Genomic DNA, 24,422 nt, shown 5'->3' with positions numbered 1-24,422 from the left:
GCCATGGGAATCGGCACAGGCGAGAAGATCATCGTGTTCGGCGCCGGCGGGCGGGTCGGCCGCGCGGCCGTGGCGGAGGCGGCGGCCCGGGGCCACCGGGTGACGGCGGTGGTCCGCGACCCGGCGCGCCACCCCGGCCTGGGGGCGCCCGGGGTGACCGTCGTCCGGGGCGACGTGACGGACCCGGAGTCGGTGGCGGCGCTCGCCGCCGGGCACGGCGCGGCCCTGCACGCCTCGGTCCGCCTCGACGTGCCGTCCGAGGAGTACTTCACCGCGACGGCGAAGGCGCTGCTCTCCGGGCTTCCGGCGGCCGGGGTCGGCCGGCTGCTGACGCTGGGGATCGCCACCACCCTGGAGGACGCGTCCGGCGTCCGGCTGATGGACGCGCCGGGCTTCCCGGCGCAGTGGCGGGCCTTCGCCCAGGGGCACGTGGTGGAGTTCGAGCTCCTCACGGCCGGGGCGGGGCCGGGGCTCGACTGGCTGATGGTGGTGCCGCCGCTGGACCTGGACGCGGCGGCGAGGCCCACCGGCGGGTACCGGACGGCGGTCGGCACGGTCGTCGACGGCCCCGGCCGCCTCGCGCACGCCGACCTGGCGCTCGCCCTCGTCGACGAGATCGAGACGCCCCGCCACAGCCGCGTCCAGCTGGCGGTCTCGGCGTGAGGGCGCGGAGGTCCGGGCCCGAAGGGCGGGGTCGGGCGCGGGTGCCGAGCCGGGTCACGCTCGGGTGCTGAGCCGGCTCAGGCCCTCGGCCAGCTCCTCCGGGTTCATGACCGGGGAGTAGTGGACCTTGGCGCCGAGCCTCATGAAGAAGGGCTCCGAGATGGCCGGCAGGTCGGAGGACTCGGTGAGGTCGAAGAAGAAGTAGCCGGTGCGACAGCCGTCCTCGACCGTGAAGAAGGCGGCCTCGGGGTGGATCCGCGTGATCGTCTCCTGCATGAGCCCCGGGATGCTGCCCTGCCTGATGGCCTCGTTGGAGGCCTCGGTGTCCATCTCGACCTTCAGCAGCATGCGCATGGCACAGCTCCCATCCCGGCCGGGCGGGGACGCCGTGCGGTACGCCCTCGGTCCACCCGGACGTACTCCCTTCCAGCGTCCTCCCGCCGCGGGGCGGGGGCCACTCGGCGGCCGGGGCCGGTGCCGACGCTGCTGCCGGGGGCCGGTGCCGCTGCCGGGGGGCCCGGGGCTCAGGCGGGCAGCGGCGCGGTGCGGACCAGGAGGTCGTCCATCGACAGGTCGAGGACGCCGGCGAGGGCGGCGACGGTGAAGAAGGCCGGGGTGGGGGCGCGGCCGGTCTCGATCTTGCGGAGCGTCTCGGCCGAGAGGCCGGCCGCCGCCGCGATCTCGACCATCGACCGCTCGCCGCGGGCCTCGCGCAGCAGCTGCCCGAGCCGCTCGCCGCGCTCGCGCTCTTCCGGAGTGAGGGGGGTGCGCACCATGTCCCCACCATACCCGCCCGCCCCCATTTTTATACCGGTATAGTAATGGGAATGGTAGAGATCAAGACCGACGAGAACATGGACGCGATGCGCGAGGCGGGCCGCGTGGTGGCCCGCGCCCTGGCGGCCGCGCGGGAGACGGCGGCGCCCGGGGTGCCCGTCACCGAGCTCGACCGGGCGGCCCGGGAGGTCCTCGCGGAGGCCGGCGCCGGTTCGCCCTTCCTGGGCTACCGGCCGGAGTGGGCGCCGACGCCCTTCCCGGCCGTCGTCTGCGTCTCCGTCAACGACGCGATCGTGCACGGCATCCCGGACGGCTCCCGGCTCGCCGACGGCGACCTGGTGTCGGTGGACTGCGGAGCGCTGCTGGGCGGCTGGGCCGGGGACTCGGCGGTGAGCTTCACCGTCGGCCGCGCCCGCGCCGGGGACACCCGGCTGATCGGGGCGGCCGAGGAGGCACTGGCCGCCGGGATCGCGGCCGCCGTGGTCGGCAACAGGATCGGGGACGTGGCGCACGCCATCGGCGCGGTGTGCCGGAAGGCCGGGTACGGCATCCCGGACGGCTTCGGCGGGCACGGCATCGGCCGCGCGATGCACGAGGACCCGGGCGTGCCCAACGAGGGGCGGCCCGGGCGTGGGATGAGGCTGCGGCACGGCATGGTCCTGGCGATCGAGCCGATGCTCATCGGGGGCGGCGGCGACGAGCACTACACGGCGCGGGACGGCTGGACGATCCGTACCCTCGACGGCTCCCGCGCGGCCCATGCCGAACACACCGTCGCCGTCACGGACGCCGGGCCGCGCGTGCTGACGGCCCTGTAGCCGCCGGCGGCGTCCCGGGGGCTGTCGGAGGCCGTTCGTAGACTCGCGCCATGACGGAGAGAGCGGAGCGGGACACCCTCGCGGCGGAGGCGCTCGCGGCGCTGTGCGAGCGCCTCGGCACGGCCGTGACCCTGGAGGCCGGGGAGGTGCCGACGCTGGTCTGGACGGACGGGCCGACCGCCGCCCGGGGCGAGGAGGCTGCCCGGGCGGTGGCGCCGGAGGCGGCCGCCCGGGCGGCGTTCCGGCGCGAGCTGTCGGAGCGGTCGGTCGCGCTGGGGGCGCTCCGCCTGGCCGCGGCCCCCAGCCCGATGCACTGCGGGCTGCCGGTGCCCGTGTCGCCGGCGTCCGTCGTGGCGCTGTGGCGGGACACGCCGCTGCCCGCGCCCGCCACCGCGCGCGAGGAACGGCTCGTCTACGCCCTGCTGTACGAGGTGCACGACGACCACCGCGCGAACCACGTGACGGCGCGGCAGATCTGCGACGGCCTCATGGTCCGGGGCGTCGCGGCGCTGGCGCGCCGGATGGGCCTGGAGGCGGCGGACGGCCCCTGAGGGGGGTCGCCCGCCGCCTGGCGTCACTTGTCCGGACGGACGACCATCGCCGAGCCGCCGCCCCGGCGGACGGTCTCGGCGGCGGCGATCCAGCGTCCGCCGGGGAGGCGCTGGACGCCCGTCGCGGCGCCGATCTCCGGGTTCTGCCGGAAGCCGTGCCCGAGCGCTTCGAGCCGGGCCCGCAGGGGGCTGTTCCAGAGGGCGGGTTCGAGCTCGGTCGTCGCCTGGTTGCGCTGGCTGGCGCGCGGGGCGGCGATGGCGTCGACGAGCGGCAGGCCCCGGTCGACGACGCCGGTCAGGGTCTGCAGGACGGTGGTGACGATGGTGGCGCCGCCGGGCGAGCCGAGGGCGAGCACCGGCCGGTCGTGCCGGTCGAGGACGATCGTCGGCGAGATCGAGGAGCGGGGGCGCTTGCCGGGGCCGGGCAGGTTGGGGTCGTGGACGGCGGGGTTCGCCGGGACGAACGAGAAGTCGGTCAGCTCGTTGTTGAGCAGGAAGCCGCGCCCGGGGACGGTGATGCCGCTGCCGCCGGTGGACTCGATGGTGAGGGTGTAGGCGACCACGTTCCCCCACCGGTCGGCGACCGTGAGGTGGGTGGTGTTCTCGCCCTCGTACGTCGTCGGGGCCGCCGTCCCGCCGGCGCCGCACGGCACCGGGTTGCGCGGGTCGCCGGGCGCGAGCGGGCTGGTGAGCGCGGCGTCGTCGCGGATCAGGCAGGCCCGGGAGTCGGCGTACCGCTGGGAGAGCAGGCCGCGGACGGGCACGGACTCGAAGGCGGGGTCGCCCACCCATCGGCCCCGGTCGGCGAAGGCGATCCGGCTCGCCTCGATGAAGCGGTGGAGGTAGCCCTCCTGCGGGGCGGCGGAGAGGTCCGTGGTCTCCAGGATGTTGAGGGCCTCGCCGACGGTCGTGCCGCCAGAGGACGACGGGGCCATGCCGTAGACGTCGAGGCCCCGGTAGGTGACCTTGGTGGGCGCGCGCCGGACGGTCCGGTACGCGGCGAGGTCCCGCTCCGTGAGGTCGCCGGAGCGGACCACGCGCGACGCGCCCTCGCGGACCGGAGGGGTGCGGACGGTCCGCACGATGTCACGGGCGAGCGGGCCCCGGTAGAGCGCCCCGACGCCCTCCTCGGCGAGGGTGGCGTAGGTGCGCGCCAGGTCGGGGTTCCGGGCGACCGAACCGACCTCGGGCAGCCGGCCGCCGGGCAGGAAGAGCTCGGCGGAGGCCGGGAAGTCGCGGAATCGGGCCTCGTTGGCAGCGGTCTGGGCGCGGTAGGTGGCGTCGACCGTGAAGCCCTCGCGGGCCAGCCGCTCGGCGGGGGCGAGGAGTTCGTCCAGCGGCTTGCTGCCCCAGGCGTCGAGGGCGGTCGCCCAGGTGGCGGGGGTGCCGGGGGTGCCGACGGAGCGCCCGCTGGTCATGGCCTCCTCGAAGGGCAGCGGGGCGCCGTTCTCGGTGAACAGGGCGGTGTCGGCGGAGGAGGGGGCGGTCTCGCGGCCGTCGACGGTGGAGACCGTGCGGCTCCGGGCGTCGTAGTGGACGAGGTAGCCGCCTCCGCCGATGCCGGCCGAGTAGGGCTCGGTGACGCCCAGGGCGGCGGCGACGGCGACGGCCGCGTCGACGGCGTTGCCGCCCCGGCGGAGGATCTCGATGCCCGCGGCGCTGGCGTCGGCGTCCACGCTGGCGACGGCACCGCCGTGCCCGACGGCCACGGGGACCTTGTCCGGTGCGACGGGCGCGACCGGCACGGCGGGTCCGGGCCCCGCGGCGGGTGGGATCGGTGGGGCGGTACGGGACGGGGCCGCCGCCCCCACCGAGAGCACCGTCGCGGCAGCCGCCGCGAACACCCCGTACCGGACCGTGGAGCGACGCATCCTGACCTCCCGTCAATGACCGTCCACGCAGGGTAACTTCTGTGGGCCCGGCCGTCAGGACCGCCTCCAGCCCGCCTCTCGAACGGCCACCCGACCGCCGCTAGCATGCGCCCCTATGGACGAGGACCTGCGCAACATCGTGCTCGGCGTGCTGGCCACCGGGCTCAGCGCCTCGCTGGGCTGGCTGACCCGGACGTACGTGTGGCGCCGGCGGCTCCGCCGCAAGCAGGCGTTCTTCGGCCTGCCCGGCCACGCGGAGTGCCTGCTCGTGGTGAACCGCGAAGCGGGCGGGGAGGGGGCGGTGCACCGCTTCGACGTCTTCGCGCTGCTCGAACTCGCCGCCCTGGTGAAGGACTGCGGGGCGCAGGCGCAGATCGTCCAGCACGACCGGACGCACCTGGGCTTCGGCGACCGCACGGAGTTCTGCCTCGGCGGACCGGGGTCGAACCGGCGGATGGCCGCCCACCTCGGCTCGCTGCTGCCCGGCCTCTCCATGCGGACCGAGCCGGACCCGGTGGAGGAGCGCGGCGTCATCGAGGTCGGCGGCGAGCGGTACCCCATGGACCCGGGGGCCGTGGAGTACGTGGTGCTGGCCCGGATCACGGCGGGCGAGGGCGGGCGGCCGGTCTTCCTCTTCTGCGGGCAGCGGGCGATCACCAACCAGGCGGCGACCCGCTATCTGGCCCGCCACCACGAACGGCTCGCCCGCACCCATCGCGGCGGCTCGTTCGTGCTGCTGCTGCGGGTGGTCAACTCGCAGGCGTACGGCCCCGACGTGGTCGAGCTGGTGGCGGACGTGACGCGGGCGGCGCTCAGGGCTCCCGCAGCCGTACCGGCAGCGACTTGATCCCGTTGATGAAGTTGGAGACGAGCCGCCGGGGCGGACCGGCGAGCTCGACACCCCCGCAGACCTCACGCAACTCCTCGTGGAACACCCGGAGTTGAAGCCGGGCGAAGTGTGCGCCGAGGCAGACGTGCGGGCCGTCGCCGAAGGAGACGTGGGGGTTGGGGCGGCGGCCGAGGTCCAGCCGGTGCGGATCCGGGAAGACGCGCTCGTCGTGGTTGGCGGAGCCGTGGAAGACGACGACCTTGTCGCCCTCGGCGATCCGGACCCCGGCGAGTTCGGTGGCGCGGGCGGCGGTGCGGCGGAAGGAGACCACCGGCGGGTGGACGCGCAGGAGTTCGTCCACGGCGGTGTCCGTGCCGACCTCGCCTCGCCGGAGCCTGCGCTGTTCGCCGGGGTCCTCGGCGAGGGCGAGGACCCCTCCCGGGGCGGCGGACCGCACGGTGTCGTTGCCCGCGACGGTGAGGAGGAAGAAGAACATCTCCAGTTCGGCGTCGTCGAGTTCGGTGGTGGCGAGGGCGGTCATCAGGTCGTCGGCGGGATGGGCGCGCTTGTGGGCGGCGAGCTCCTGCGCGTACCCGAACATCTCGGCGAGCATGGCCGGTGACCGGGGGTTGACGGGCGTGCCGTCGGCGTCGAGGACGGCGGGTTCGTCGGGGTCCTGGTAGGCGATGACCCGTTCGGTCCAGGAGTGCAGCAGGCCCCGGTCGCCCGCCGGCACGCCGAGCAGGTCGGTGAGGTTGAGCAGCGCGTAGTCGTCGGTGACCGTCCGGACGAGGTCGACCTCGCCGCCCGCCTCGCGGGCCGCCGTCAGCAGCTCCCGGGCCCTGGCCCGGGCGGTCGCCTCGAACCGGGCGATCCGCCCCGGCGTGAAGGCCCGGCCGGCCAGCCGCCTCAGCTTCCCGTGCTCCGGCGGGTCCTGATTGAGCATCATGCGCCGGATGAACGGCAGGTCGGCGGGGTCGGGGTCGCGGATCTGGGTGGCGCCGAGCCAGGAGGAGTACGTCCCCGCGTCCTTGAGCACCCGGACGACGTCGGCGTGCCGCGTCACCGCCCAGAAGCCGGGTCCGGCCGGCCAGCCGAGCACCGCCCGCTCCTCCTGCCGGGCGACCGGCGCCCGGTCGCGCAGCTCGCGAAAGGCGTCGTGCGGCGGCCCGGCGGCGTGGACGCGGGGGTCGAAGACATCGGGGAGGTCCGTCGGCTGCTTCACGGCTCCAGCCTGGAGCAGGGGTGAAGACGTGTCCATCATGACAGGTCAGAGCCGTTTTTCGTAGGACGGAACGCACAGTTCGCGCGCCTTGTCCGACCTGTCGGCGGACGCCCAGAATCTCCGCCATGACGCATCGGGGTGGAGCAGAGGACGCACGGGTCGTGGACGCGGACAAGGTCATGAGGGCGCGGGTGCTGCTGCTGGGGTCGGGAAGGCTGAGCGAGCACCAGGAAGTGGAGGCGTACCGGGTCCTGGCCCCGGTCAGCCCGGCCGTGTACGCGCCGAAGCTGGTGTGGCGGCTCGGCGGGGTACGGGCGACGACGCCGGAGCGGCGCGAGGAGCTGGCCCTGGAGGCCGTCGCGGTGGCGAGGCTGCTCGACCCCGGCCATCCGCAGCGGACGGAGGTCCTGTGCCAGGCACTCGGCCGGTACGGGTCCGAACTGCTCCGGCAGGGGCGGCGGGCCGAGGCGCTCGGGGTCTGTCGGGAGTCGGCCGCGGTGGGCCGGGAGGGGTACGAGCGGGGCCAGGTGGACCACCCCGCGTACGGGTCGGGCCGACTGATCACCGTGCTGTCCGAGGAGGGGCGGTACGCGGAGGCGCTGGAGGCGCGCGGCGACCGGACGGAGACCGACTTCTGGTCGGCGGTCGAGGGGTCGGCGCTGCGCGAGGCGGCGGGCCGGAGCGACGAGGCGGTGGCGGTGTTCGGGGAGTTCCTGGCGGAGAAGCGAACGGCGGCGGCCGAGGGGCGCACGGCCCTCGCGATCCTCGTGTGGTCGCTGCTGCGGCAGGCGGAGGTGCTGGACCGGGCCGGGCGGCCCTACGAGGCCGGGGAGCGCCGCCGGGAGGCCGGCGCGGCGCTGGCCCGACTGGCCGCCGGCGGGGAGCCGGTCTCCTGGAGCAACATCCAGGAATGGTGGGTGACGCTGTTCCTGCTGTCGGGCCGCCCCGACGAGCCGCCCGCCTCGGCCGGGGCCCCCGGCCCCTGCTTCGGCGAGGACGCGCGGCACTGGTCGCCCGACGTGCGGCAGGCGTTCGCGGAGTCGACGGAAACCCTTGAGGCGGAGAAGGCGGTCCTGGCGGAGCGGGCGGCGACCGATCCGGTCCGCCTGCTGCCGGCCCTGGTGACCGCGCACCGGCGCTTCACGCTCCGCGCGGCCCTGCGCGCCGCGCACCGCTCCCACCGCATCCTCGACGCGCTGCGCCCGGTCTTCGACGAGGGGGTGGCGCTGGGCCGCCGGCTCTCCCCGGCGGCGGAGGTCCGGGCGCTGACGGACCGGGCGTCGATGCTGCTGGCGGCCGGGGCGTACGGGGAGGCGCACGCGGACTTCGCGGCGGCGCAGTCGCTGCGGGCGGCGGCGGTCGGGGCACCGGCGCCAGCGCCTGCGCCTGCGACCGCGCCGCCGGCGGCAGCGCCCGCGCCCGTGACGGCCGGGTAGGTGGCTCGGGCCGGGGTCCGACACTCCCGCCGGGCCCCGGCCACGGGCCCGGGGCCGCACCCGCACCGCCCCGCACCGCCCCACGCCGCCCCGCACCGCAATCGTTACCCGCACGTAACTTACCGACCGGTTACCACGGGTAGCGCGACGCGGTTACCGTCGGGCCACCTCGCCGACCCCCATCGGCGACCCCCCATCGAGGAGTGGCCCGTGCGTACACCCCTGGCCCTCGCCGTCTCGGCCGCGCTGCTGGCCGGGACGGCCCTGTCGCTCTCCCCCGCCGCCCACGCCGCGGAGTCCGGCACGAGCGGCACGTCGATCCGGTTCGTCGACATCGCCGGAGACGGCGGCACCGTGCTCAAGGCCAACGTCGTCACGCCCGCCGGGGCGGACGGCTCCGCCCGCTTCCCGGTCGTCGTGCTGCCCACCAGCTGGGCCATGCCCCAGGTCGAGTACCTGGCACAGGCGCAGAAGCTCGCCGACTCCGGTTACGTCGTGGTGAGTTACAACTCGCGCGGCTTCTGGGAGTCCGGCGGGGAGATCGAGACCGCCGGACCGAAGGACATCGCCGACGCGTCGAAGGTGATCGACTGGGCGCTCGCCCACACCCCGGCCGACCCGGCCAAGGTCGGTATGGCCGGGGTGAGTTACGGCGCCGGCATCAGCCTGCTCGCCGCCGCGCACGACTCCCGGATCAAGGCGGTCGCCGCGCTCAGCGGCTGGGCCGACCTCATCGACTCCATCTACGGCGGCCGCACCCAGCACCTCCAGGCCGCCGCCCTGCTCGGCGGAGCCGGATACCTCACCGGCCGTCCGGGGCCCGAACTGGAGAAGATCCTCGGCGACTTCCTCTCCTCGAACCTCGACCAGGAGGACGAGATGATCGCCTGGGGGCGGCAGCGCTCCGCCGCCACCTACCTGGACCGGATCAACGCCAACGGCGCCGCGATCATGCTCGGCAACGCCTGGGGCGACACCATCTTCCCGCCCAACCAGTACGCGAGCTTCTACGAGAAGCTCCAGGGCCCCAAGCGCCTGGAGTTCCGGCCCGGCGACCACGCCACCGCCGAGGCCACCGGCATCCTCGGGCTGCCCAACGACACCTGGACCAGCGCCCACCGCTGGTTCGACCGCTACCTCAAGGGCACCGACAACGGCATCGACCGCGAGCAGCCGGTCCAGCTGAAGCCGCGCTCGGACGGCGGCTACGAGGGGTACGCCGACTGGAAGTCCGTGGGCGCGCACCGCGAGCGGACCGCGCTGGACGACTCCGAGCACGTCTGGGCCAACGTCAACTCCGGGGCCGACGGCGGCATCGTGCTGCTCAGCAACCTCCTCGACCAGCTGGCGCAGACCCCGCCGACCGTCTCCGTCCCGCTGCTCCCCCGCTCCTTCGCCGCCGTCTGGCAGTCCGGGCGGTACGACTCCGGCGCGGCGGTGCGCGGCACGCCGGTGCTGCACACCACGGTCACCCCGACCGCGTCGAGCGGCACCTTCGTCGCGTACCTCTACGACGTGGGCCCGCTGGGCGTCGGAAAGCTGGTGAGCAACGCCCCGTACACCTTCCACGGCAAGACGCCCGGCCGGCCGTTCGCCGTGGACCTGGAGCTGTTCTCCACGGCCTACGACGTCCCGGACGGCCACCGTCTCGCGGTGGTGGTCGACACCGTCGACCCGCTGTACATCGAGCACAACCCGGCCGGCGCGCAGCTGACCTTCTCCTCCCCCGCTTCCGATCCCTCGTACCTGTCGGTGCCGCTGCGGGAGGAGTGATCACGGCTGCTGCCGGGCCGGTTTCAGGCCCGTGCGGGGGCCCGTACGGGGGTCACTCGCGGCCCGGCAGCGTGGTCACCGGTGCGGCGGGAGCGACGTCCACCCCCTTGGTGCGGGGGTCGCGGCGCTCCCGTCGCGCGACCCAGGTCGCGAACCAGGAGAGCAGCATGCACATGCCGATGTAGATCGGCGAGATGACGAGGACGACCGGGATGAAGGGCAGGTCGTAGTCGAGGTTGGAGGCGATCAGCTTGCCCGCGTGGAGGAACTCCTCGTAGGTGATGAGATAGCCGAGCGAGGTGTCCTTGAGGGCGACCACCAGCTGGCTGATGATGGCCGGCAGCATCGCCCGGACCGCCTGCGGGACCAGGACCCAGGTCATGACCTGGGTCTTGCGCATGCCGAGGGCGTACGCCGCCTCGCCCTGCCCGCGCGGCACGGCGTGCACGCCGGTGCGGAAGACCTCGGCGAGCACCGAGCCGTTGTAGAGGGTGAGTCCGGCGACGAGCGCGGGCAGCGGCTGCACCTTGAGCGCCACGAAGATGAAGAAGATCATCACGAGGACGGGCATGGCGCGGAAGAACTCCACGAGCAGGGTGGCGATCCAGCGCACCGGCCGGTGGTCGGAGAGCCGCCCGGTGGCGAGGACCGCGCCGAGCGCCAGGGACAGGACGGCGGCGAGCGCGAAGGCCTTGAGCGTGTTGCCGAGCCCCTCCAGCAGCAGCTCCTGGATGCCCTCGTAGAGGAAGGGCCGCCACTTCACGGCGGTGAACTGCTCGGTGTCGAAGAGGAGATAGAGGATCCAGGCGGCGAGGCCGAGGATCACGGCGGTGGAGGCCAGGCCGTAGAGCAGGTGCCGGCGGCGGGCCTGGGGGCCGGGGATGTCGTAGAGGGCGCTGGCCCGCTCGGTCCCGCTCATCGGGCCACCCCCCAGCGCTTCTCCATCACGTTGAAGACCGCGCTGATGGAGAGGGTGATGATCAGGTAGCCGACTGCGATCCAGACGAAGGTCCAGATGATGTTGTAGCCGAGTTCGCTCAAGGTCTTGTAGGTGCCCAGGAGTTCGGTGACGCTGAAGGCGCCGGCGATGGCGGAGTTCTTGGCGAGGGCGATCAGGGTGGAGCCGATCGGCGGGATCACCGAGCGGAAGGCCTGCGGCAGGACGACCGCGCCGAGGGTCTGGGTGAAGCTCATGCCGAGGCTGCGGGCCGCCTCGCCCTGTCCGACGGGGACGGTGTTGATGCCGGAGCGCAGCGCCTCGCAGATGAAGGCGGAGGTGTAGCAGCCCAGCGCGAGGACGGCGAACAGCTCGAAGGGCAGGACGAGCCCGAAGCGGGGCAGGCCCAGCATCACCGCGAAGAAGAGCAGGGTGAGCGGGGTGTTGCGGAGGATGGTGACCCAGACGGTGCCGAAGACCCGGAAGGAGCCGACGGGCGCGACCCGGAAGGCCGCCATGAGGAAGCCCAGGACGAGCGCGAGCGCCGAGGCGTAGAGGGTGAGTTCGAGGGTGCCGAGGAAACCCTCGCCGTAGAGCGAGAAGTTCTCTGTCAGTACGTCCATGTCTGTACGTCCATGTCAGCGGTGGGGGTCCTCAGTCGGTCGGGTAGCGGTCGATGGGCGGCGGCGTCGGGGCCGGTACGCCGGAGAGGCCGAGGGTCGCGTCGTACGCCTTCTTCCAGTCGCCGTTCTTCTCGTGCGCGGCGATCGCGTCGTCGAGGGCGAGGCGGAGCGCGGTGTCGCCGCGCGGCACCCCGATCCCGTACGGCTCCTTCGAGAACGGCTTTCCGGCGAGCTTCAGTTCGTCGGGGACCTTGGCGGCGTAGCCCATGAGGATGGTGTCGTCGGTGGTGACGGCGTCGACCTGGTAGGTGAGGAGGTTGTCGACGCAGATGGAGTACGTGTCGTAGGCGACGAGTTCGGCCTTCGGGTAATCCCGCTGGATGCGCTGGTAGGGGGTGGAGCCGGCGGCGGAGCAGACGCGCTTGCCGTCGAGGTCCTGCGGTCCGTGGATGTCGTCCTCGTCGGTGCGGACGAGGAGGGACTGGCCGGCCTCGTAGTAGGGGCCGGCGAACCCGACGAGCTCCTTGCGCTTGTCGTTGATGGTGTAGGTGCCGACGTAGTAGTCGATCTGGCCGTTCTGCAGGGCGGTCTCGCGGTTGGCGGAGGCGATGGTGCGGTATTCGACGCCGGTCGCCGGGTCGAAGCCGAGGGAGGCGGCCATCATCTTGGCGATCTCGATGTCGAAGCCGGAGTAGCGGCCGGTGGCCGGGTCCTTCTCGCCGAGGTACGGCTGGTCCTCCTTGGCGCCGACGATCAGGCGGCCGCGTTTCCGCGCCCGGTTCCAGGTGGAGGAGTCCGGCAGTCGGACGTCGGACTGGATCCGGTAGGACGGGAGTTGGTCGGGCTGGGGGCCCTTCACGGGCGGGCTGCCGGGCCGGCCGCAGCCGGCCAGGAGGGAGCCCGCGGTGGCGAGCAGCAGGGCGAGGGCGAGGGCGCCCGGGCGTCGGTGCGTGCGCGGCATGGTTCCCACCCCGGTCAGTGCGAGAGGATCTTGGAGAGGAAGTCCTTGGCGCGCTCGCTGCGCGGGGCGGTGAAGAACTCCTCGGGGGCGCGGTCCTCCAGGATCCGCCCGTCGGCCATGAAGACGACGCGGTTGGCTGCGGAGCGGGCGAAGCCCATCTCGTGGGTGACGACGACCATGGTCATGCCGTCGTGCGCCAGTTGCTGCATGACCTCCAGGACCTCGTTGATCATCTCCGGGTCGAGGGCGGAGGTCGGCTCGTCGAAGAGCAGCGCCTTGGGGTCCATGGCGAGGGCCCGGGCGATGGCGACGCGCTGCTGCTGGCCGCCGGAGAGCTGGGCCGGGTACTTCTCGGCGTGGGCGGCGAGGCCGACGCGATCGAGGAGGGCGCGGGAGCGGCGGTCGGCCTCCTCCTTCCCGCGCCGGCGGACCTTGATCTGCGCCAGCGAGACGTTGGCGAGGACGGTCTTGTGGGCGAAGAGGTTGAAGGACTGGAAGACCATGCCGACCTCGGCGCGCAGCCGGGCGAGGTCCTTGCCCTCCTCGGGGAGGGGGCGGCCGTCGATGCGGATCTCGCCGGACTCGATGGTCTCCAGGCGGTTCATCGCCCGGCAGAGGGTGGACTTGCCGGAGCCCGAGGGGCCGATGACGACGACGACCTCGCCGCGGCCGACGGTGAGGTCGATGCCCTGGAGGACGTGCAGTGTGCCGTAGTGCTTGTTGACGCCACGCAGTTCGATCAGCGGATCGACGGTCATGCGCTGCCCTGCCCCATTTCTCAGCGGTGTGCCGATGCGGTGTGTCGAGACAGCGCAAACTATCCGCCGGGAAAAGGGACTTCACGCCCGACACGCCCGAAAGGGGTAATCGGGGATTAGCCGTATTTACGTCACTGCTCGGCGGCTTCGGCGTACACCTGGGAGAGTTCGGGAGCGCCGGTCATCGCCCACTCCACGCCGTACTCGACGACGGGGATCTCGCGTCCGGACTCCAGGACGACGACCGGACCGCCGTTCGGCCACACCTGCCAGCGGGCCCCCGGCACGGTCCGCACGATGACGGTGCCGAGGTAGAGCCCCGCGTCGTTGCCGAACCACGGCAGCTCCTCGGGGTCGTCGCGCCAGCGCGGCGGGAGCTGGTCCAGCGCCTCCAGCGAGCGCGGGCTGTCGTCGAGCTCGACGCCCGCCGCCTCCACCCGGGCGCGGAGCAGCTCGCACTCGGCGAGCAGCTCCGCCACGCCCTCGGGGTCCCGGTCGTACGCCGCGGCCAGCGGGGACGGCTCGGGCTCGTGCCGCTTGCGCCAGTGGCCGAGAAACGGGATGTTCATCGGAACAGCGTCGCACCGTCACCTGCCGGACCACCACCCGGCACGCGGAGATCGACGGGACCGCCCCGTCGGGGCGGCCCGGGTCAGAGGTCGAGGTCGACGACGACCGGCGCGTGGTCGGAGGCGCCCTTGCCCTTGCGCTCCTCGCGGTCCACGTAGCTGTCCTTCACGGCCTCGGCGAAGGGCTTGTTGCCGTACACCAGGTCGATGCGCATGCCGTTGTTCTTGGGGAAGGCGAGCTGGCGGTAGTCCCAGTACGTGTACGGGTGGTCGTACTTGAGGGGGCGCGGGACGACGTCGGCGAGGCCGGCCTCGCGCAGGCCGGCGAGGGCCGCGCGCTCGGGCTCGGTGACGTGGGTGGCGCCCTCGAAGAGGGAGACGTCCCAGACGTCGGTGTCGGTCGGCGCGATGTTGTAGTCGCCGAGCACGGCGAAGGGGCGCCCGCCGGCCGCGTCCTCGGCGACGGCCGCCTTCAGCGCCTCCAGCCAGCGCAGCTTGTACGCGTAGTGCTCGTGGGCGACCTCCCGGCCGTTCGGCACGTAGACCGACCAGACGCGGACCGGGCCGCAGGTGGCGGAGATCGCCCGGGGCTCCTGCACGCCGTCGTACTCGGGACCGCCGGGCAGGCCGGTGACCACGTCCTCGAAGCCGACCCGGGAGAGCAGGGCCACGCCGTTCCACCTGCCGGTGGCGTTGACCGCCGACTCGTAGCCCAGTTCCTTCAGCGCCTCGGCGGGGAACTGCTCGGCGCTGCACTTGGTCTCCTGGATGCACAGCACGTCGGTGCCGCTGCTCTCCAGCCAGGCCAGCAGCCGGGGCAGCCGGGCGGTGATCGAATTGACGTTCCAGGTGGCGATGCGCATGGGCCCCACCCTACTGGCGGGCACCGACAACGGCCCGGAGCCGGCTCACAGGCCGACGGAGGCGCCGGAGGCGAGCCGCTGGTGGTCGGTGCCGCCGAGCGCGCCGATCTGCCGGTCGTAGATCGGCCGGGCCAGGTCGGTGAGGAGCGCGTCGTGGATGTCGTACGCCCGGCGCGGCTTCACCTCGCGGACGTAGTCGATGACCTCGGAGATCTTGTTCCAGGGCGCCATCACCGGCAGCAGCAGGGTGTCCACCGGCCGGCCGGGGACGGTGAGGGCGTCGCCGGGGTGGAAGACGGCGCCGTCGACGAGGAAGCCCACGTTGGTGACGCGCGGGATGTCGGGGTGGATCACGGCGTGCAGCTCGCCGTGGACCTCGACGTCGAAGCCGGCGGCGGTGAAGGTGTCGCCGTCGCCGACGGTGTGGACGCGGCCGGGGTAGGCGGCGGCCAGCTGCTCGGCGACGCTGCGCAGGGTCCAGAGCTCGGTGGCCGGACCGGCGTCCAGGGCGGCGCGCAGCCGGCCCTCGTCGAAGTGGTCCGGGTGTTCGTGGGTGACGAGGAGGGCGTCCGCGCCGAGCACGGCGTCCTCCTCCGTGAACGTCCCGGGGTCGAGGACGAGCGTCCGCCCGTCCTTCTCCAGCCGGACGCAGGCGTGGGACTTCTTCGTCAGCTTCACGGCCTCACCCTACGCCGGGCGTGCGGGCCCGGCGTGGTCCGAAGGCCACGGCCTACGCGGGCGGCGTGGTCTCCTCGGTGATGATCCGGCCGACGGTGGCGAGGGCGGTCTCGGCGGCGGGGAGGCCGCAGTAGACGGCGGTGTGCAGCACGATCTCGCGGATCTCGGCCGGCGAGAGGCCGTTGCGCAGGGCGGCGCGGGTGTGGTCGGCGAGCGCCTCCCGGTGTCCGCCGGCGACGAGGGCCGTGAGGGTGACGACGCTGCGGGTGCGCCGGTCGAGTCCTTCCCTGGCCCAGACTTCGCCCCAGGCGTAGCGGGTGACGAGCTCCTGGAAGTCGGCGGCGTCCTCGTCGGCGAGCGCCCGGTCTACGTGGGCGTCGCCGAGGATCTCGCGGCGCAGCCCGAGCCCCTTCTCGTACGGGTCGGGCCGGCCGGCCGGGGTCTCCTCGCCGTCCTCGGGGGCCTCCGGGGCGGGCGCGGGCTCGACCGGGGCGGGGGCGGGGACGGGCGGCGGCACGGCCAGGGTGCCGCTGGTCTCGTGGGAGGTCGCCGAGAAGTGCTCCAGGAGCAGGTCGGTGACGGCGGCCGGCTGTTCGACGGGGGCGAGGTGGGAGGCGCCCGGGACGACGGCGAGCTTGGCGTCGGCGATGCCGGCGACGAGGGTGCGGGCCTCGGCGGGGCCGGTGACCCGGTCCTCGGAGCCGACCAGGACGAGCGCGGGCACCCCGATGCTGCCGAGGGCGGCCCGGACGTCGAAGACGGCGAGGGCCTCGCAGGCGGCGACGTAGCAGGTGGCGTCGGTGGTCCGCACCATCTGGACGGCCCAGTCGACGATGGCGGGCTGGTTGGCGGCGAAGTGCGGGGTGAACCACTGCTCGGGCGCGGTGCGGGCCATCGGCTCCAGGCCGTTGGTGCGGACCACGACCCCGCGCTGCCGGAACTCGTCGGCGGTGCCGAAGCGGGGCGCGGTGGCGACCAGGGCCAGCGAGGCGACCCGGTGCGGGGCGCGCAGGGCGAGGTCCAGGCCGACGGCGCCGCCGAGGGAGCAGCCGGCGTAGCCGAAGCGCTGGACGCCGAGGGTGTCGAGGGTGGCGAGGACCCGGTCCCCGAGCTCCGCGACGGAGGTGAAGGGCTGCGCGGGCGCGCCGCCGTGTCCGGGGAGGTCGAAGCGGACCACCCGGCGGTCCCGGATCAGCTCCGGGATCTGCCGGTCCCACATGTGGAAGGTGGTGCCCAACGAGGGGCCCAGGACCAGGACGGGCGCGTCCTCGGGCCCGTCGACTCGGTATTGCAGGGTGTTCGTCGGTGTCTCACTCACTCGCCCGACCCTCTCATCCCGCCGGATCCGGCACGCCGCCGGGGCGGAGTTCCCCGGCGCGCGCGGGAGCGGGATCAGCGGCCGCGGCGGACCCGGGCGGCCTTGCGGGCCTCGGCGAGCTTGCGTTCCTCGGCGGAGCGGCGGGACTCGTTCCTGGCGCGGCCGGGCTTGCCGGGGACCGTGCCGATGCCGCGGTACTGCGCGCCGCCGCGCTTGGGGCGCTCGGGGCTGGGCGCGCTGCCCTCGACGGGGACGCCGGAGGGGGCCTTGGCGCCGGTGATGCGGCTGAGCTCGGCCTCGCCGGAGCGGACCTGGGTGACCTGGGGCCGCAGTCCGGCGTCGGACATGAGGCGCAGGACGTCCTTGCGCTGGTCGGGCAGGACGAGGGTGACCACGGTGCCCGAGCCGCCGGCGCGGGCGGTGCGGCCGCCGCGGTGCAGGTAGTCCTTGTGGTCGGCGGGCGGGTCGACGTTCACGACGAGGTCGATGTCGTCGACGTGGATGCCGCGCGCGGCGACGTTGGTGGCCACCAGGACCGGCACCTCGCCGGTCCGGAACCGCTCCAGGGTGCGGGTCCGCAGCGGCTGCGACTTGTCTCCGTGCAGGGCGGCGGCCCGGACTCCGCTGCCGCGCAGGTGCGCGGTGAAGCGGTCGACGGCCGCCTTGGTCGCCAGGAACATGATCACGCGCCCGTCGCGGGCGGCGATCTCCGTGGCGGTGGCGAACTTGTCGGCGCCGTGCACCTGGAGGACGTGGTGCTCCATGGTGGTGACGGCGGCGGCCGAGGGGTCCACGGAGTGGACCACCGGGTCGTGGAGGTAGCGCTGGACCAGCAGGTCGACGTTCTTGTCGAGGGTGGCGGAGAACAGCATCCGCTGGCCCCCCTCGCGGACCAGGTCGAGCACCCCGGTGACCTGGTCCATGAAGCCCATGTCGGCCATCTGGTCGGCCTCGTCGAGGACCGTGATCGCGACCCGGTCGAGGCGCACGTCCTTGCGCTCGACGAGGTCCATGAGCCGGCCGGGGGTCGCGACGACGACCTCGGCGCCCTCGCGGAGCGCGGTGGCCTGCCGGCCGATCGACATGCCGCCGACCACGGTGGTCATCCGCAGCCGCAGCGCGGCGGCGTAGGGGGCGAGCGCGTCGGTGACCTGCTGGGCCAGCTCGCGGGTGGGGACGAGGACCAGCGCCCGCGGCTTGCGCGCCTCGGCCCGCAGCCCGGCGGTGCGCGCGAGCAGCGGCAGCCCGAAGGCGAGCGTCTTGCCGGACCCGGTCCGCCCCCGCCCCAGCACGTCCCGCCCGGCGAGGGCGTTCGGCAGGGTGGCGGCCTGGATCGGGAACGGGGTGGTGACCCCCTGGGCGGTGAGCAGTTCCCGCACCTCCGCGGGGAGCCCGAGCTCGTCGAAGGAGGCGACGGCGGGCAGGGCCGGGGTGTGGCTGACCGGCTGCGCGAAGTCGTCCTTGGAGACGACGGGGCGGGGGCTGTGGTCCGGGCGGGAGGAGCGGTTCATGAGGTCCATTGTGGGTCACCGCCGCCGTCCGGAGCCCCGGCGCCGTGAGGCGGGCGTCTCCACGGGCCCCGGGGCCGGGATCCGTACGGGCCGGGGTACGCCGGAACGGCGGGGGTCCCGGCACCGCCGGGGCCGGGGCGGCGGCGGGTCAGTCGGCGCGGCACCAGGCCAGGGCCTCGGCGCGGGTGGGGAAGAGCCGCCAGGTGCGGGGGCGGCCCTCGGCGGCCTCGACGAAGGGCCGCTGCGCGGCGACGGCGGTGCCGTGGCCGTGCTCGGCGAGATCGTCGAGGATCGCGGCCAGGCCGGCCGCCGATCCCGGCAGCACCGCCGTGACGCCCGTCAGGTCCAGGACGACCCGGCCCGGGGTGGCCGGGGTGATCTCCCGCACGGCCTGCACCAGCGCCTCGAACTCGGTGAACTCCAGGGTCCCCTGGGCGGTCACCACGCCGACGGGCCGCCCGTGGTGCTCGAAGCGCTCGGCGCCGGTCACGGTCGTGGCGCGCACTCCCGGGCCGTGCATGATGTGCAGCCCGAAGCGCTCCGACATGGCGCGCAGGGCCGCCACGCCGCGGACCGGGTTGCCGGACCCGTCCAGCGGAGGGCTGTGGACGGCGACGCCGAAGCGGGCCGGGCTCGCGGCGATGAGCCCGCCGGAGACACCGCTCTTCGCGGGCAGCCCGACGTCGAGGAGCCACTCGCCCGCGGCGTCGTACATGCCGCAGGTGGCCATGACCGCCAGGGTGCGGACGGCGTCGGGCTCGGAGACGACCTGGACGGAGGTGACGGGATTGCGGCCGCCGTTGGCGAGAGTCGCCGCCATCACCGCCAGGTCGACGACGGTGACCCGGACGGAGCACTGGCGGAAGTACGTGTCGACGGTCTCGTCCGGGTCGGCGCGCAGCGAGCCCGCCGAGCGCATCAGATAGGCCAGGGCGCGGTTCCGGTCGCCGGTCGCGGCCTCGCTGGCGTAGACGTCCTCGTCGACGTCGAGCGGCCGGCCGGCGAAGGCGGAGAGGTGGTCGAGGATGCGCCGGAAGCGCGCCGCCGGGCCGTCGGCGCGGACCAGCGCGGTGGTGGCGATCGCGCCGGCGTTGATCATCGGGTTGGCGGGGCGCCCGGTGCCCGGGGCCAGGCTGATGGCGTTGAAGGGGTCGCCGCTCGGTTCCGCGCCGACCCGGCGCAGCACCTCGTCGGCGCCGAGGTCGTCCAGCGCGAGCGCGTACACGAAGGGCTTGGACACCGACTGGACGGTGAACGGGAGGTCCGTCCGCCCGGCCCGGTAGACGTGCCCGGCCATGCTGACGAGGGCGATGCCGAAGTCGTCGGGGTCGGCCGTCGCCAGCTGGGGGATGTAGTCGGCGACCTGTCCGTCGCGCAGTCCGCGCATCCGTCGGTGGACCTCGTCCAGGGCGTCGGTCACCGGATCCATCGCATCGGGCCTTCCTCGGGGCGGGTGCGGACTCCAGCCTCCCCCGGGCCGGGCGCGCCCGCCCCTCCTCGGGATCCCGGGGAGGGCTCAGGGGCTGGTGGTGGAGACGGCGAAGACGCGGGGGAAGGCCGGGTCCGTGAGGTCGACGGTGAGGTCGGTGGACGGGCGGGGGTCCTCGCGGTCGACGGTGGTGCCGGACCAGCTCAGGCCGTCGGGGAAGGTCCAGCCGACGATGTCGGCGTCCCGGTCGGAGACGGTGATCCGGCCCGGGGTGAGCGCGGCGCGGCCGGTGCCGGACTCGGCGAGGAAGGTGTCGAGGCCGGTCGCCGTGGTGGTGAACCGCACGTACAGCCGGCTGGTCTTCCAGTTGCTGGTCTCGTAGTAGGCGACGCCGGAGGCGCCCGCCGGGACGGGGACCTCGAAGACCCGGCGCTTCATCAGCGAGGGCCAGTTGTCCTGGAGGCCGACGACGGAGGACTCGCGCTCCTTGTCGATGCCGCTCTCCCGGCTCTGCCCGGCGGAGATCACCAGATAGCCGGCGGGGATGCCGACGAGCAGCACGATGATGACCGCCGTCAGCCAGCGGCGGCGCAGCACCCGCCCCCGCTCCTCCGGCAGCCGCTGCCGGTCGGGGCGCTCCTCGGGGAGCCGCTCCTCGGGCGGGCTCGCGGGCTGCTGGTGGACGGTCATGAGCCGGGGTCCTCGGGGGTGCGGGGGGTGCGCCCGTGGGTGCCGGCGCGGAAGGCCTGCGCGTAGCGCTCGTACCGCTCGTAGCGCTCCACCCGGCGCCGGTTGGCGCGGCGGAAGCGGCGGGCGACGAGCCGGGCGAGGTCGGCGGCGCCGACCATGCCGGCCTCGGGGCCGAGCTGGGCGCGGGTGATCCGGGCCTCGGGCCGGTAGCCGCGGCCGGTGAGGTGGCGGCGGAAGGCCTCCCGGGCCGGGCCGATGAGCAGGTCGTCGGCGGCGGAGACGCCGCCGCCGATGACGAAGCAGGAGGGGTCGAGGGCGGCGGCGAGGTTGGCGATGCCGACGCCGAGCCACTGGCCGATGTCCTGGAACAGCTCGACGCACATGGCGTCGCCCTCGCGGGCCAGCTCGGTGATGAGGGGGCCGGTGATGTCGGGGACGCTGCCCTTGACCCGCTCGATGATGTTGTACGCGACCGGGGAGTCGGCGGCGGCCAGCTCGCGGGCCTCGCGGACCAGGGCGTTGCCGGAGCTGTACTGCTCCCAGCAGCCGCGGTTGCCGCAGGGGCAGCGGTGGCCGCCGGGCACGACCTGCATGTGGCCGAACTCGCCGGCGACGCCGAACTTGCCCCGCTTGACCTTGCCGTCCTCCAGGATGGCCCCGCCGATGCCCGTACCGAGGGTGATCATGACGAGGTGGTCCTCGCCGCGTCCCGCGCCGAAGCGCCATTCGGCCCAGGCGGCGGTGTTGGCGTCGTTGTCCACCATGACGGGGACGGCGAGCCGGTCCTGGAGGGCGTCCCTGAGGGGTTCGTTGCGCCAGGCCAGGTGGGGGGCGAAGAGGACGCGGGCCCGGTCGGCGTCGACCCAGCCGGCCGCGCCGATGCCGACGGCGTGCACGTCGTGCCGGTCGGAGAGGTCCAGGACCAGCTCGACGATGGTGTCCTCGACGACCTTGGGGCTCTTGGACTTGTCGGGGGTCTCGGTGCGGATCTTCTCCAGGATGGTGCCGTCGGCGTCGACGACGCCCGCCATCACCTTCGTCCCGCCGATGTCGATGCCCACCGTCGGCACCCGGGGAGCCGACAGGTGGGAGCGCCGCTCTCGGGTCCCGACGGTCCGCAGGACACCGCCCCGGGCGGCGGGGTCACGGTAGGTACTCATCGGCTCGATTCTGCCAGGAGGGACGTCGGGTCCGCGTGATGAAGGCCGGGGCGGGTCACGGTCCGGCGGGCCGCTCCAGCTCGTGGCGGAGGTCGTCGAGCTCGCTGCCGCCCGCCATCTGGCGGGTCAACTCGTCGAGCGTCACCGAGTCCTTGGTGTGGCTCGCGGCCATCACGCCGCGCTTGAGCAGCACGAAGCGGTAGCCGACGAGGTAGGCGTGGTGCGGGTTGTGGGTGATGAGGACCACGCCGAGGCCCTGGTCGCGGGCGGCGGCGACGTACTTGAGGACGACGCCGGACTGCTTGACGCCGAGGGCGGCGGTCGGCTCGTCGAGGACGAGGACCTTGGCGCCGAAGTGGACCGCTCGGGCGATGGCCACGCACTGGCGTTCGCCGCCGGAGAGGGTGCCGATGGGCTGGTCGACGTCGCGCAGGTCGATGCCCATGCGGAGCAGCGCCTCACGGGTGGTGGTCCGCATCCGTTCGACGTCGAGCCGCTTGAGGGGACCCTTGCCCTTCGTCGGCTCGGAGCCGAGGAAGAAGTTGCGCCAGACGGGCATGAGCGGGACGACGGCGAGGTCCTGGTACACGGTGGCGATGCCCCGGTCGAGGGCGTCGCGCGGGTTGGCGAGGGCGACCTCCTCGCCCTCGATGCGGAAGGTGCCGGCGTCGTGCCGGTGGAGTCCGGCGACGATCTTGATGAGGGTGGACTTGCCGGCGCCGTTGTCGCCGAGGACGCAGGTGATCTCGCCGGCCGCGACCTCCAGGGAGACCCCTTCGAGGGCCCGGATGTTGCCGTAGTACTTGGAGACGTCGTCGAGCTCCACCAGCGGGGTCGTCGTCGGTGCCGTCACTTGGTGGCCTCCACGCGCTTGCGGATCCAGGCGTTCAGGAGCGTCGCGAGGAGCAGCATCGCGCCCAGGAAGAACTTGAACCAGTCGGGGTTCCACTCGGCGTAGACGATGCCCTTGCTGGTCATGCCGAAGATGAGGGCGCCGACGGCGGAGCCGATGGCCGAGCCGTAGCCGCCGGTGATCAGACAGCCGCCGATGACGGCCGCGATGATGTAGATCAGCTCGTTGCCGACGCCCTCGCCGGACTGGACGACGTCGAAGGAGAAGAGCAGGTGCTGGCCGGCGACCCAGGCGCTGAAGGCGACGCCCAGGTAGAGGCCGATCTTGGTCCGGTAGACCGGGACGCCGACCGCGCGGGCCGCGTCGGCGCCGCCGCCGACCGCGAAGATCCAGTTGCCGAAGCGGGTGCGGAGCAGGATCCAGGTGGCGACGGCCACCAGGCCGAGCCACCACAGGATGGTGACCTTCAGCTCCACGCTCCCGACGGTGAGGGTCGAGGCGAAGACGGCGTGGGCGGAGGGGAAGCCCTCCATGTCGGCGATCGACTTGGTGGAGACGGTGCCGGTGATCAGCTTGGTGAGGCCGAGGTTCAGACCCGTGAGCATGAGGAAGGTGCCGAGCGTGATGATGAAGCTGGGCAGTTTCGTACGGGTCAACATGAAGCCGTTGAAGGCGCCGATGGCCAGCGTGACCAGCAGCGAGACGCCGACGCCGACCCAGACGTTCGCGGTCATCTGGTAGCTGAACATCGAGGAGACCAGCGCGGAGCTGGTGACCAGGACGCCGGCGGACAGGTCGAACTCGCCGCCGATCATCAGCAGCGCGACCGGGACGGCCATGATGCCGAGGGTGGAGGCCGCGTACAGGACGGTGCCGAGGCTGGCGGGGCGCAGGAAGCTGTCGGCGGCGACCGCGAAGAAGACGAAGACGGCGATCGCGCCGACGACCGAGCCCAGTTCGGGGCGGGCGAGGAGCTTCTTCAGCGGGGTGGTGCGCAGCAGGCGTTCGTCGACGTGGTCGAGGCCGTCGCCCGGCGCGGACGGGGGCGCGGTGGCGCTCATCGGGTCCCCCGCTCCGTGTACCGCCGGAGCTCCGCGGCCTGGTCCTTGGTGATGATCTGCGGTCCGGTGAGGACGGGCTTGCCGCCGCCGAGGACGTCGGCGTTGTAGCGGTAGAGCCAGAGCAGGTCGACGGCCTCGTACCCCTGGAGATAGGGCTGCTGGTCGACGGCGAAGCCGAGGGTGCCGGCCGCCAGGGCGGCGGCGACCTTGGCGTTGAGGTCGAAGGTGTCGATCTCGGCCTGGCTGCCGGCGCTCTTCGCGGCCTGGGCGGCGGCGTCGGCGAAGGGGGCGCCGAGGGTGACGACGGCGTCGACGTCCTTGTCGGACTGGAGCTTGGCCTCGATGGACGCCTTCACGTCGGGCATGTTGGTGCCGTCGACGTAGAGGTCGACCAGTTCGCCGTCGAAGGTCTCCTTCGTGCCGGCGCAGCGCTGCTCGTGGCCGACGTTGCCCTGCTCGTGCAGGACGCAGAGGGCCTTCTTCTTCCCGCGCCGGGTGAGTTCCTCGCCGACGGCCTGGCCGGCGACGGTCTCGTCCTGGCCGATGTGGGTGAGGGCGCCGAAGGCCTTGGACTGCTCGGCGCCCGAGTTCACGGTGATCACCGGGATGCCGGCCTTGACGGCCTTCTCCACGGAGGCCTTCATGGCGTCGGGCTTGGCGAGGGTGACGATCAGCCCGTCGACGCCCTTGGCGACGTACGAGTCGATCAGCTGCGCCTGCTGCTGCGCCTCGGCGTCGTGCGCGTACAGGAAGTTGATGTTGTCCTTGGCGGCGGCCTGTTCGGCGCCGTTCTGGACGATGTCCCAGAAGGTGTCCCCGTCGCCCGAGTGGGTCACCATCGCGAAGGTCCAGCGGGGGGTGTCCACGGCCGCCCGGCCCTGGGCCGCGGCCGCCTTGCGGGCGTCCTCGGCCCGCTTGCCGCCCGTGCTGCTGCACCCGGCGAGCGCTCCCGTGAGCGCGAGTGCGAGCACGGCGCCGATCGCGGCGCGTACCCCTCCTGTCCGAAGCCTGGTCACGAGGCCGTGCCCTCCTTTGTGTCCTTCTGCGTGCATTGCAGTATCGGTCATG

25 protein-coding genes are annotated in these 24,422 nt (G+C 73.7%); 6 read left to right on the top strand and 19 right to left on the bottom strand.

The genetic code is table 11. The features are described from left to right. Positions 1–3: 3 nt before the first annotated feature. Positions 4–663, top strand: a complete 660-nt coding sequence (locus AB0E19_RS19970) for an NAD(P)H-binding protein (RefSeq protein WP_362181560.1) — start codon at positions 4–6, stop codon at positions 661–663. 54 nt (positions 664–717) lie between these two features. Here the strand turns inward: AB0E19_RS19970 and AB0E19_RS19965 are convergent, their stop codons facing one another. Beyond that, complete coding sequence (locus AB0E19_RS19965; RefSeq protein ID WP_362181557.1) at positions 718–1,017, bottom strand: hypothetical protein; 300 nt, start codon at positions 1,015–1,017, stop codon at positions 718–720. A 170-nt stretch (positions 1,018–1,187) separates the two neighbouring features. Further along, positions 1,188–1,439, bottom strand: coding sequence for a helix-turn-helix transcriptional regulator (locus tag AB0E19_RS19960; protein ID WP_362181554.1), 252 nt, complete (start codon positions 1,437–1,439; stop codon positions 1,188–1,190). Positions 1,440–1,490: 51 nt separating this feature from the next. Between AB0E19_RS19960 and map the strand changes: the two genes are divergently transcribed. Beyond that, complete coding sequence (gene map, locus AB0E19_RS19955; protein ID WP_362181550.1) at positions 1,491–2,258, top strand: type I methionyl aminopeptidase; 768 nt, start codon at positions 1,491–1,493, stop codon at positions 2,256–2,258. Between the two features lie 50 nt (positions 2,259–2,308). After that, positions 2,309–2,809 (top strand): hypothetical protein, encoded by a 501-nt coding sequence (locus tag AB0E19_RS19950; protein WP_362181547.1) that lies wholly within the window; start codon positions 2,309–2,311, stop codon positions 2,807–2,809. A 23-nt stretch (positions 2,810–2,832) separates the two neighbouring features. Here AB0E19_RS19950 and ggt read toward each other — a convergent pair whose 3' ends face one another. Continuing rightward, a complete protein-coding gene (gene ggt, locus AB0E19_RS19945; protein WP_362181544.1) occupies positions 2,833–4,680 on the bottom strand; it encodes a gamma-glutamyltransferase in 1,848 nt (615 codons plus the stop codon). Positions 4,681–4,795: 115 nt separating this feature from the next. Between ggt and AB0E19_RS19940 the strand changes: the two genes are divergently transcribed. Further along, the gene (locus tag AB0E19_RS19940) at positions 4,796–5,527 is read left to right on the top strand and encodes a hypothetical protein (RefSeq protein ID WP_362181541.1); all 732 of its coding nucleotides are present in this window, start codon (positions 4,796–4,798) and stop codon (positions 5,525–5,527) included. Here the strand turns inward: AB0E19_RS19940 and AB0E19_RS19935 are convergent. Beyond that, a complete protein-coding gene (locus AB0E19_RS19935) occupies positions 5,493–6,734 on the bottom strand; it encodes a cytochrome P450 (RefSeq protein ID WP_362181538.1) in 1,242 nt (413 codons plus the stop codon). The genes AB0E19_RS19940 and AB0E19_RS19935 overlap by 35 nt on opposite strands. A 125-nt stretch (positions 6,735–6,859) precedes the next feature. On the opposite strand from AB0E19_RS19935, the gene AB0E19_RS19930 reads away from it, so the two are divergent. Next, positions 6,860–8,170, top strand: coding sequence for a hypothetical protein (locus tag AB0E19_RS19930; RefSeq protein WP_362181535.1), 1,311 nt, complete (start codon positions 6,860–6,862; stop codon positions 8,168–8,170). A gap of 210 nt (positions 8,171–8,380) precedes the next feature. Then, entirely contained in the window at positions 8,381–9,943 is a 1,563-nt protein-coding gene (locus AB0E19_RS19925) for an alpha/beta fold hydrolase (protein WP_362181532.1), read from the top strand. A gap of 52 nt (positions 9,944–9,995) precedes the next feature. On the opposite strand, the gene AB0E19_RS19920 is transcribed toward AB0E19_RS19925, so the two are convergent. The 15 genes from AB0E19_RS19920 to AB0E19_RS19850 form a co-directional block, all read right to left on the bottom strand. Continuing rightward, complete coding sequence (locus tag AB0E19_RS19920) at positions 9,996–10,862, bottom strand: amino acid ABC transporter permease (protein ID WP_362181529.1); 867 nt, start codon at positions 10,860–10,862, stop codon at positions 9,996–9,998. Further along, positions 10,859–11,503: an amino acid ABC transporter permease gene (locus AB0E19_RS19915; protein WP_362181526.1), complete on the bottom strand. Its 645-nt coding sequence runs from the start codon at positions 11,501–11,503 to the stop codon at positions 10,859–10,861. Before AB0E19_RS19915 ends, AB0E19_RS19920 begins: the two co-directional genes overlap by 4 nt. Positions 11,504–11,534: 31 nt before the next feature. Beyond that, on the bottom strand, positions 11,535–12,464 hold the full coding sequence (locus AB0E19_RS19910; protein WP_362181523.1) for a glutamate ABC transporter substrate-binding protein: 930 nt from the start codon (positions 12,462–12,464) through the stop codon (positions 11,535–11,537). A 14-nt stretch (positions 12,465–12,478) separates the two neighbouring features. Continuing rightward, complete coding sequence (locus AB0E19_RS19905; RefSeq protein WP_360610056.1) at positions 12,479–13,222, bottom strand: amino acid ABC transporter ATP-binding protein; 744 nt, start codon at positions 13,220–13,222, stop codon at positions 12,479–12,481. A gap of 131 nt (positions 13,223–13,353) precedes the next feature. Continuing rightward, on the bottom strand, positions 13,354–13,791 hold the full coding sequence (locus tag AB0E19_RS19900; RefSeq protein ID WP_360610057.1) for a DUF6278 family protein: 438 nt from the start codon (positions 13,789–13,791) through the stop codon (positions 13,354–13,356). 83 nt (positions 13,792–13,874) lie between these two features. Next, complete coding sequence (locus tag AB0E19_RS19895) at positions 13,875–14,654, bottom strand: exodeoxyribonuclease III (protein ID WP_362181517.1); 780 nt, start codon at positions 14,652–14,654, stop codon at positions 13,875–13,877. A gap of 45 nt (positions 14,655–14,699) precedes the next feature. Further along, a complete protein-coding gene (locus AB0E19_RS19890) occupies positions 14,700–15,332 on the bottom strand; it encodes an MBL fold metallo-hydrolase (protein ID WP_362181514.1) in 633 nt (210 codons plus the stop codon). Between the two features lie 52 nt (positions 15,333–15,384). Next, on the bottom strand, positions 15,385–16,650 hold the full coding sequence (locus AB0E19_RS19885) for an alpha/beta fold hydrolase (protein WP_362181511.1): 1,266 nt from the start codon (positions 16,648–16,650) through the stop codon (positions 15,385–15,387). A gap of 74 nt (positions 16,651–16,724) precedes the next feature. Further along, entirely contained in the window at positions 16,725–18,161 is a 1,437-nt protein-coding gene (locus tag AB0E19_RS19880) for a DEAD/DEAH box helicase (protein ID WP_362181508.1), read from the bottom strand. 148 nt (positions 18,162–18,309) lie between these two features. Continuing rightward, positions 18,310–19,590 carry a glutaminase A gene (gene glsA, locus AB0E19_RS19875; RefSeq protein WP_362181504.1) on the bottom strand — a complete coding sequence of 427 codons (1,281 nt, stop codon included), beginning with the start codon at positions 19,588–19,590 and terminating at the stop codon, positions 18,310–18,312. Between the two features lie 87 nt (positions 19,591–19,677). Continuing rightward, positions 19,678–20,280, bottom strand: coding sequence for a hypothetical protein (locus AB0E19_RS19870; protein WP_362181501.1), 603 nt, complete (start codon positions 20,278–20,280; stop codon positions 19,678–19,680). Beyond that, positions 20,277–21,440 (bottom strand): ROK family glucokinase, encoded by a 1,164-nt coding sequence (locus AB0E19_RS19865; protein WP_189945947.1) that lies wholly within the window; start codon positions 21,438–21,440, stop codon positions 20,277–20,279. Before AB0E19_RS19865 ends, AB0E19_RS19870 begins: the two co-directional genes overlap by 4 nt. A 55-nt stretch (positions 21,441–21,495) precedes the next feature. Continuing rightward, the gene (locus tag AB0E19_RS19860) at positions 21,496–22,293 is read right to left on the bottom strand and encodes an ATP-binding cassette domain-containing protein (protein WP_362181497.1); all 798 of its coding nucleotides are present in this window, start codon (positions 22,291–22,293) and stop codon (positions 21,496–21,498) included. Continuing rightward, a complete protein-coding gene (locus AB0E19_RS19855) occupies positions 22,290–23,354 on the bottom strand; it encodes an ABC transporter permease (RefSeq protein ID WP_362181494.1) in 1,065 nt (354 codons plus the stop codon). Before AB0E19_RS19855 ends, AB0E19_RS19860 begins: the two co-directional genes overlap by 4 nt. Continuing rightward, positions 23,351–24,370 (bottom strand): sugar ABC transporter substrate-binding protein, encoded by a 1,020-nt coding sequence (locus tag AB0E19_RS19850; RefSeq protein ID WP_362181491.1) that lies wholly within the window; start codon positions 24,368–24,370, stop codon positions 23,351–23,353. The genes AB0E19_RS19855 and AB0E19_RS19850 overlap by 4 nt, the downstream gene beginning before the upstream one ends. Positions 24,371–24,422: the final 52 nt, after the last annotated feature.

Source organism: Streptomyces sp. NPDC047974 (assembly GCF_040653375.1).
In the GTDB taxonomy this organism is placed as follows: domain Bacteria; phylum Actinomycetota; class Actinomycetes; order Streptomycetales; family Streptomycetaceae; genus Streptomyces.
This window is presented reverse-complemented; position numbering and strand designations above follow the sequence as displayed.

What these genes read in the sequence shown, in the direction of transcription:
- AB0E19_RS19970 (WP_362181560.1), top strand. Translation starts at nt 4, where the DNA reads ATGGGAATCGGCACAGGCGAGAAGATCATCGTGTTCGGCGCCGGCGGG.
- AB0E19_RS19965 (WP_362181557.1), bottom strand. Translation starts at nt 1,017, where the DNA reads ATGCGCATGCTGCTGAAGGTCGAGATGGACACCGAGGCCTCCAACGAG.
- AB0E19_RS19960 (WP_362181554.1), bottom strand. Translation starts at nt 1,439, where the DNA reads ATGGTGCGCACCCCCCTCACTCCGGAAGAGCGCGAGCGCGGCGAGCGG.
- map (WP_362181550.1), top strand. Translation starts at nt 1,491, where the DNA reads ATGGTAGAGATCAAGACCGACGAGAACATGGACGCGATGCGCGAGGCG.
- AB0E19_RS19950 (WP_362181547.1), top strand. Translation starts at nt 2,309, where the DNA reads ATGACGGAGAGAGCGGAGCGGGACACCCTCGCGGCGGAGGCGCTCGCG.
- ggt (WP_362181544.1), bottom strand. Translation starts at nt 4,680, where the DNA reads ATGCGTCGCTCCACGGTCCGGTACGGGGTGTTCGCGGCGGCTGCCGCG.
- AB0E19_RS19940 (WP_362181541.1), top strand. Translation starts at nt 4,796, where the DNA reads ATGGACGAGGACCTGCGCAACATCGTGCTCGGCGTGCTGGCCACCGGG.
- AB0E19_RS19930 (WP_362181535.1), top strand. Translation starts at nt 6,860, where the DNA reads ATGACGCATCGGGGTGGAGCAGAGGACGCACGGGTCGTGGACGCGGAC.
- AB0E19_RS19920 (WP_362181529.1), bottom strand. Translation starts at nt 10,862, where the DNA reads ATGAGCGGGACCGAGCGGGCCAGCGCCCTCTACGACATCCCCGGCCCC.
- AB0E19_RS19915 (WP_362181526.1), bottom strand. Translation starts at nt 11,503, where the DNA reads ATGGACGTACTGACAGAGAACTTCTCGCTCTACGGCGAGGGTTTCCTC.
- AB0E19_RS19910 (WP_362181523.1), bottom strand. Translation starts at nt 12,464, where the DNA reads ATGCCGCGCACGCACCGACGCCCGGGCGCCCTCGCCCTCGCCCTGCTG.
- AB0E19_RS19905 (WP_360610056.1), bottom strand. Translation starts at nt 13,222, where the DNA reads ATGACCGTCGATCCGCTGATCGAACTGCGTGGCGTCAACAAGCACTAC.
- AB0E19_RS19900 (WP_360610057.1), bottom strand. Translation starts at nt 13,791, where the DNA reads ATGAACATCCCGTTTCTCGGCCACTGGCGCAAGCGGCACGAGCCCGAG.
- AB0E19_RS19895 (WP_362181517.1), bottom strand. Translation starts at nt 14,654, where the DNA reads ATGCGCATCGCCACCTGGAACGTCAATTCGATCACCGCCCGGCTGCCC.
- AB0E19_RS19880 (WP_362181508.1), bottom strand. Translation starts at nt 18,161, where the DNA reads ATGAACCGCTCCTCCCGCCCGGACCACAGCCCCCGCCCCGTCGTCTCC.
- glsA (WP_362181504.1), bottom strand. Translation starts at nt 19,590, where the DNA reads ATGGATCCGGTGACCGACGCCCTGGACGAGGTCCACCGACGGATGCGC.
- AB0E19_RS19870 (WP_362181501.1), bottom strand. Translation starts at nt 20,280, where the DNA reads ATGACCGTCCACCAGCAGCCCGCGAGCCCGCCCGAGGAGCGGCTCCCC.
- AB0E19_RS19865 (WP_189945947.1), bottom strand. Translation starts at nt 21,440, where the DNA reads ATGAGTACCTACCGTGACCCCGCCGCCCGGGGCGGTGTCCTGCGGACC.
- AB0E19_RS19855 (WP_362181494.1), bottom strand. Translation starts at nt 23,354, where the DNA reads ATGAGCGCCACCGCGCCCCCGTCCGCGCCGGGCGACGGCCTCGACCAC.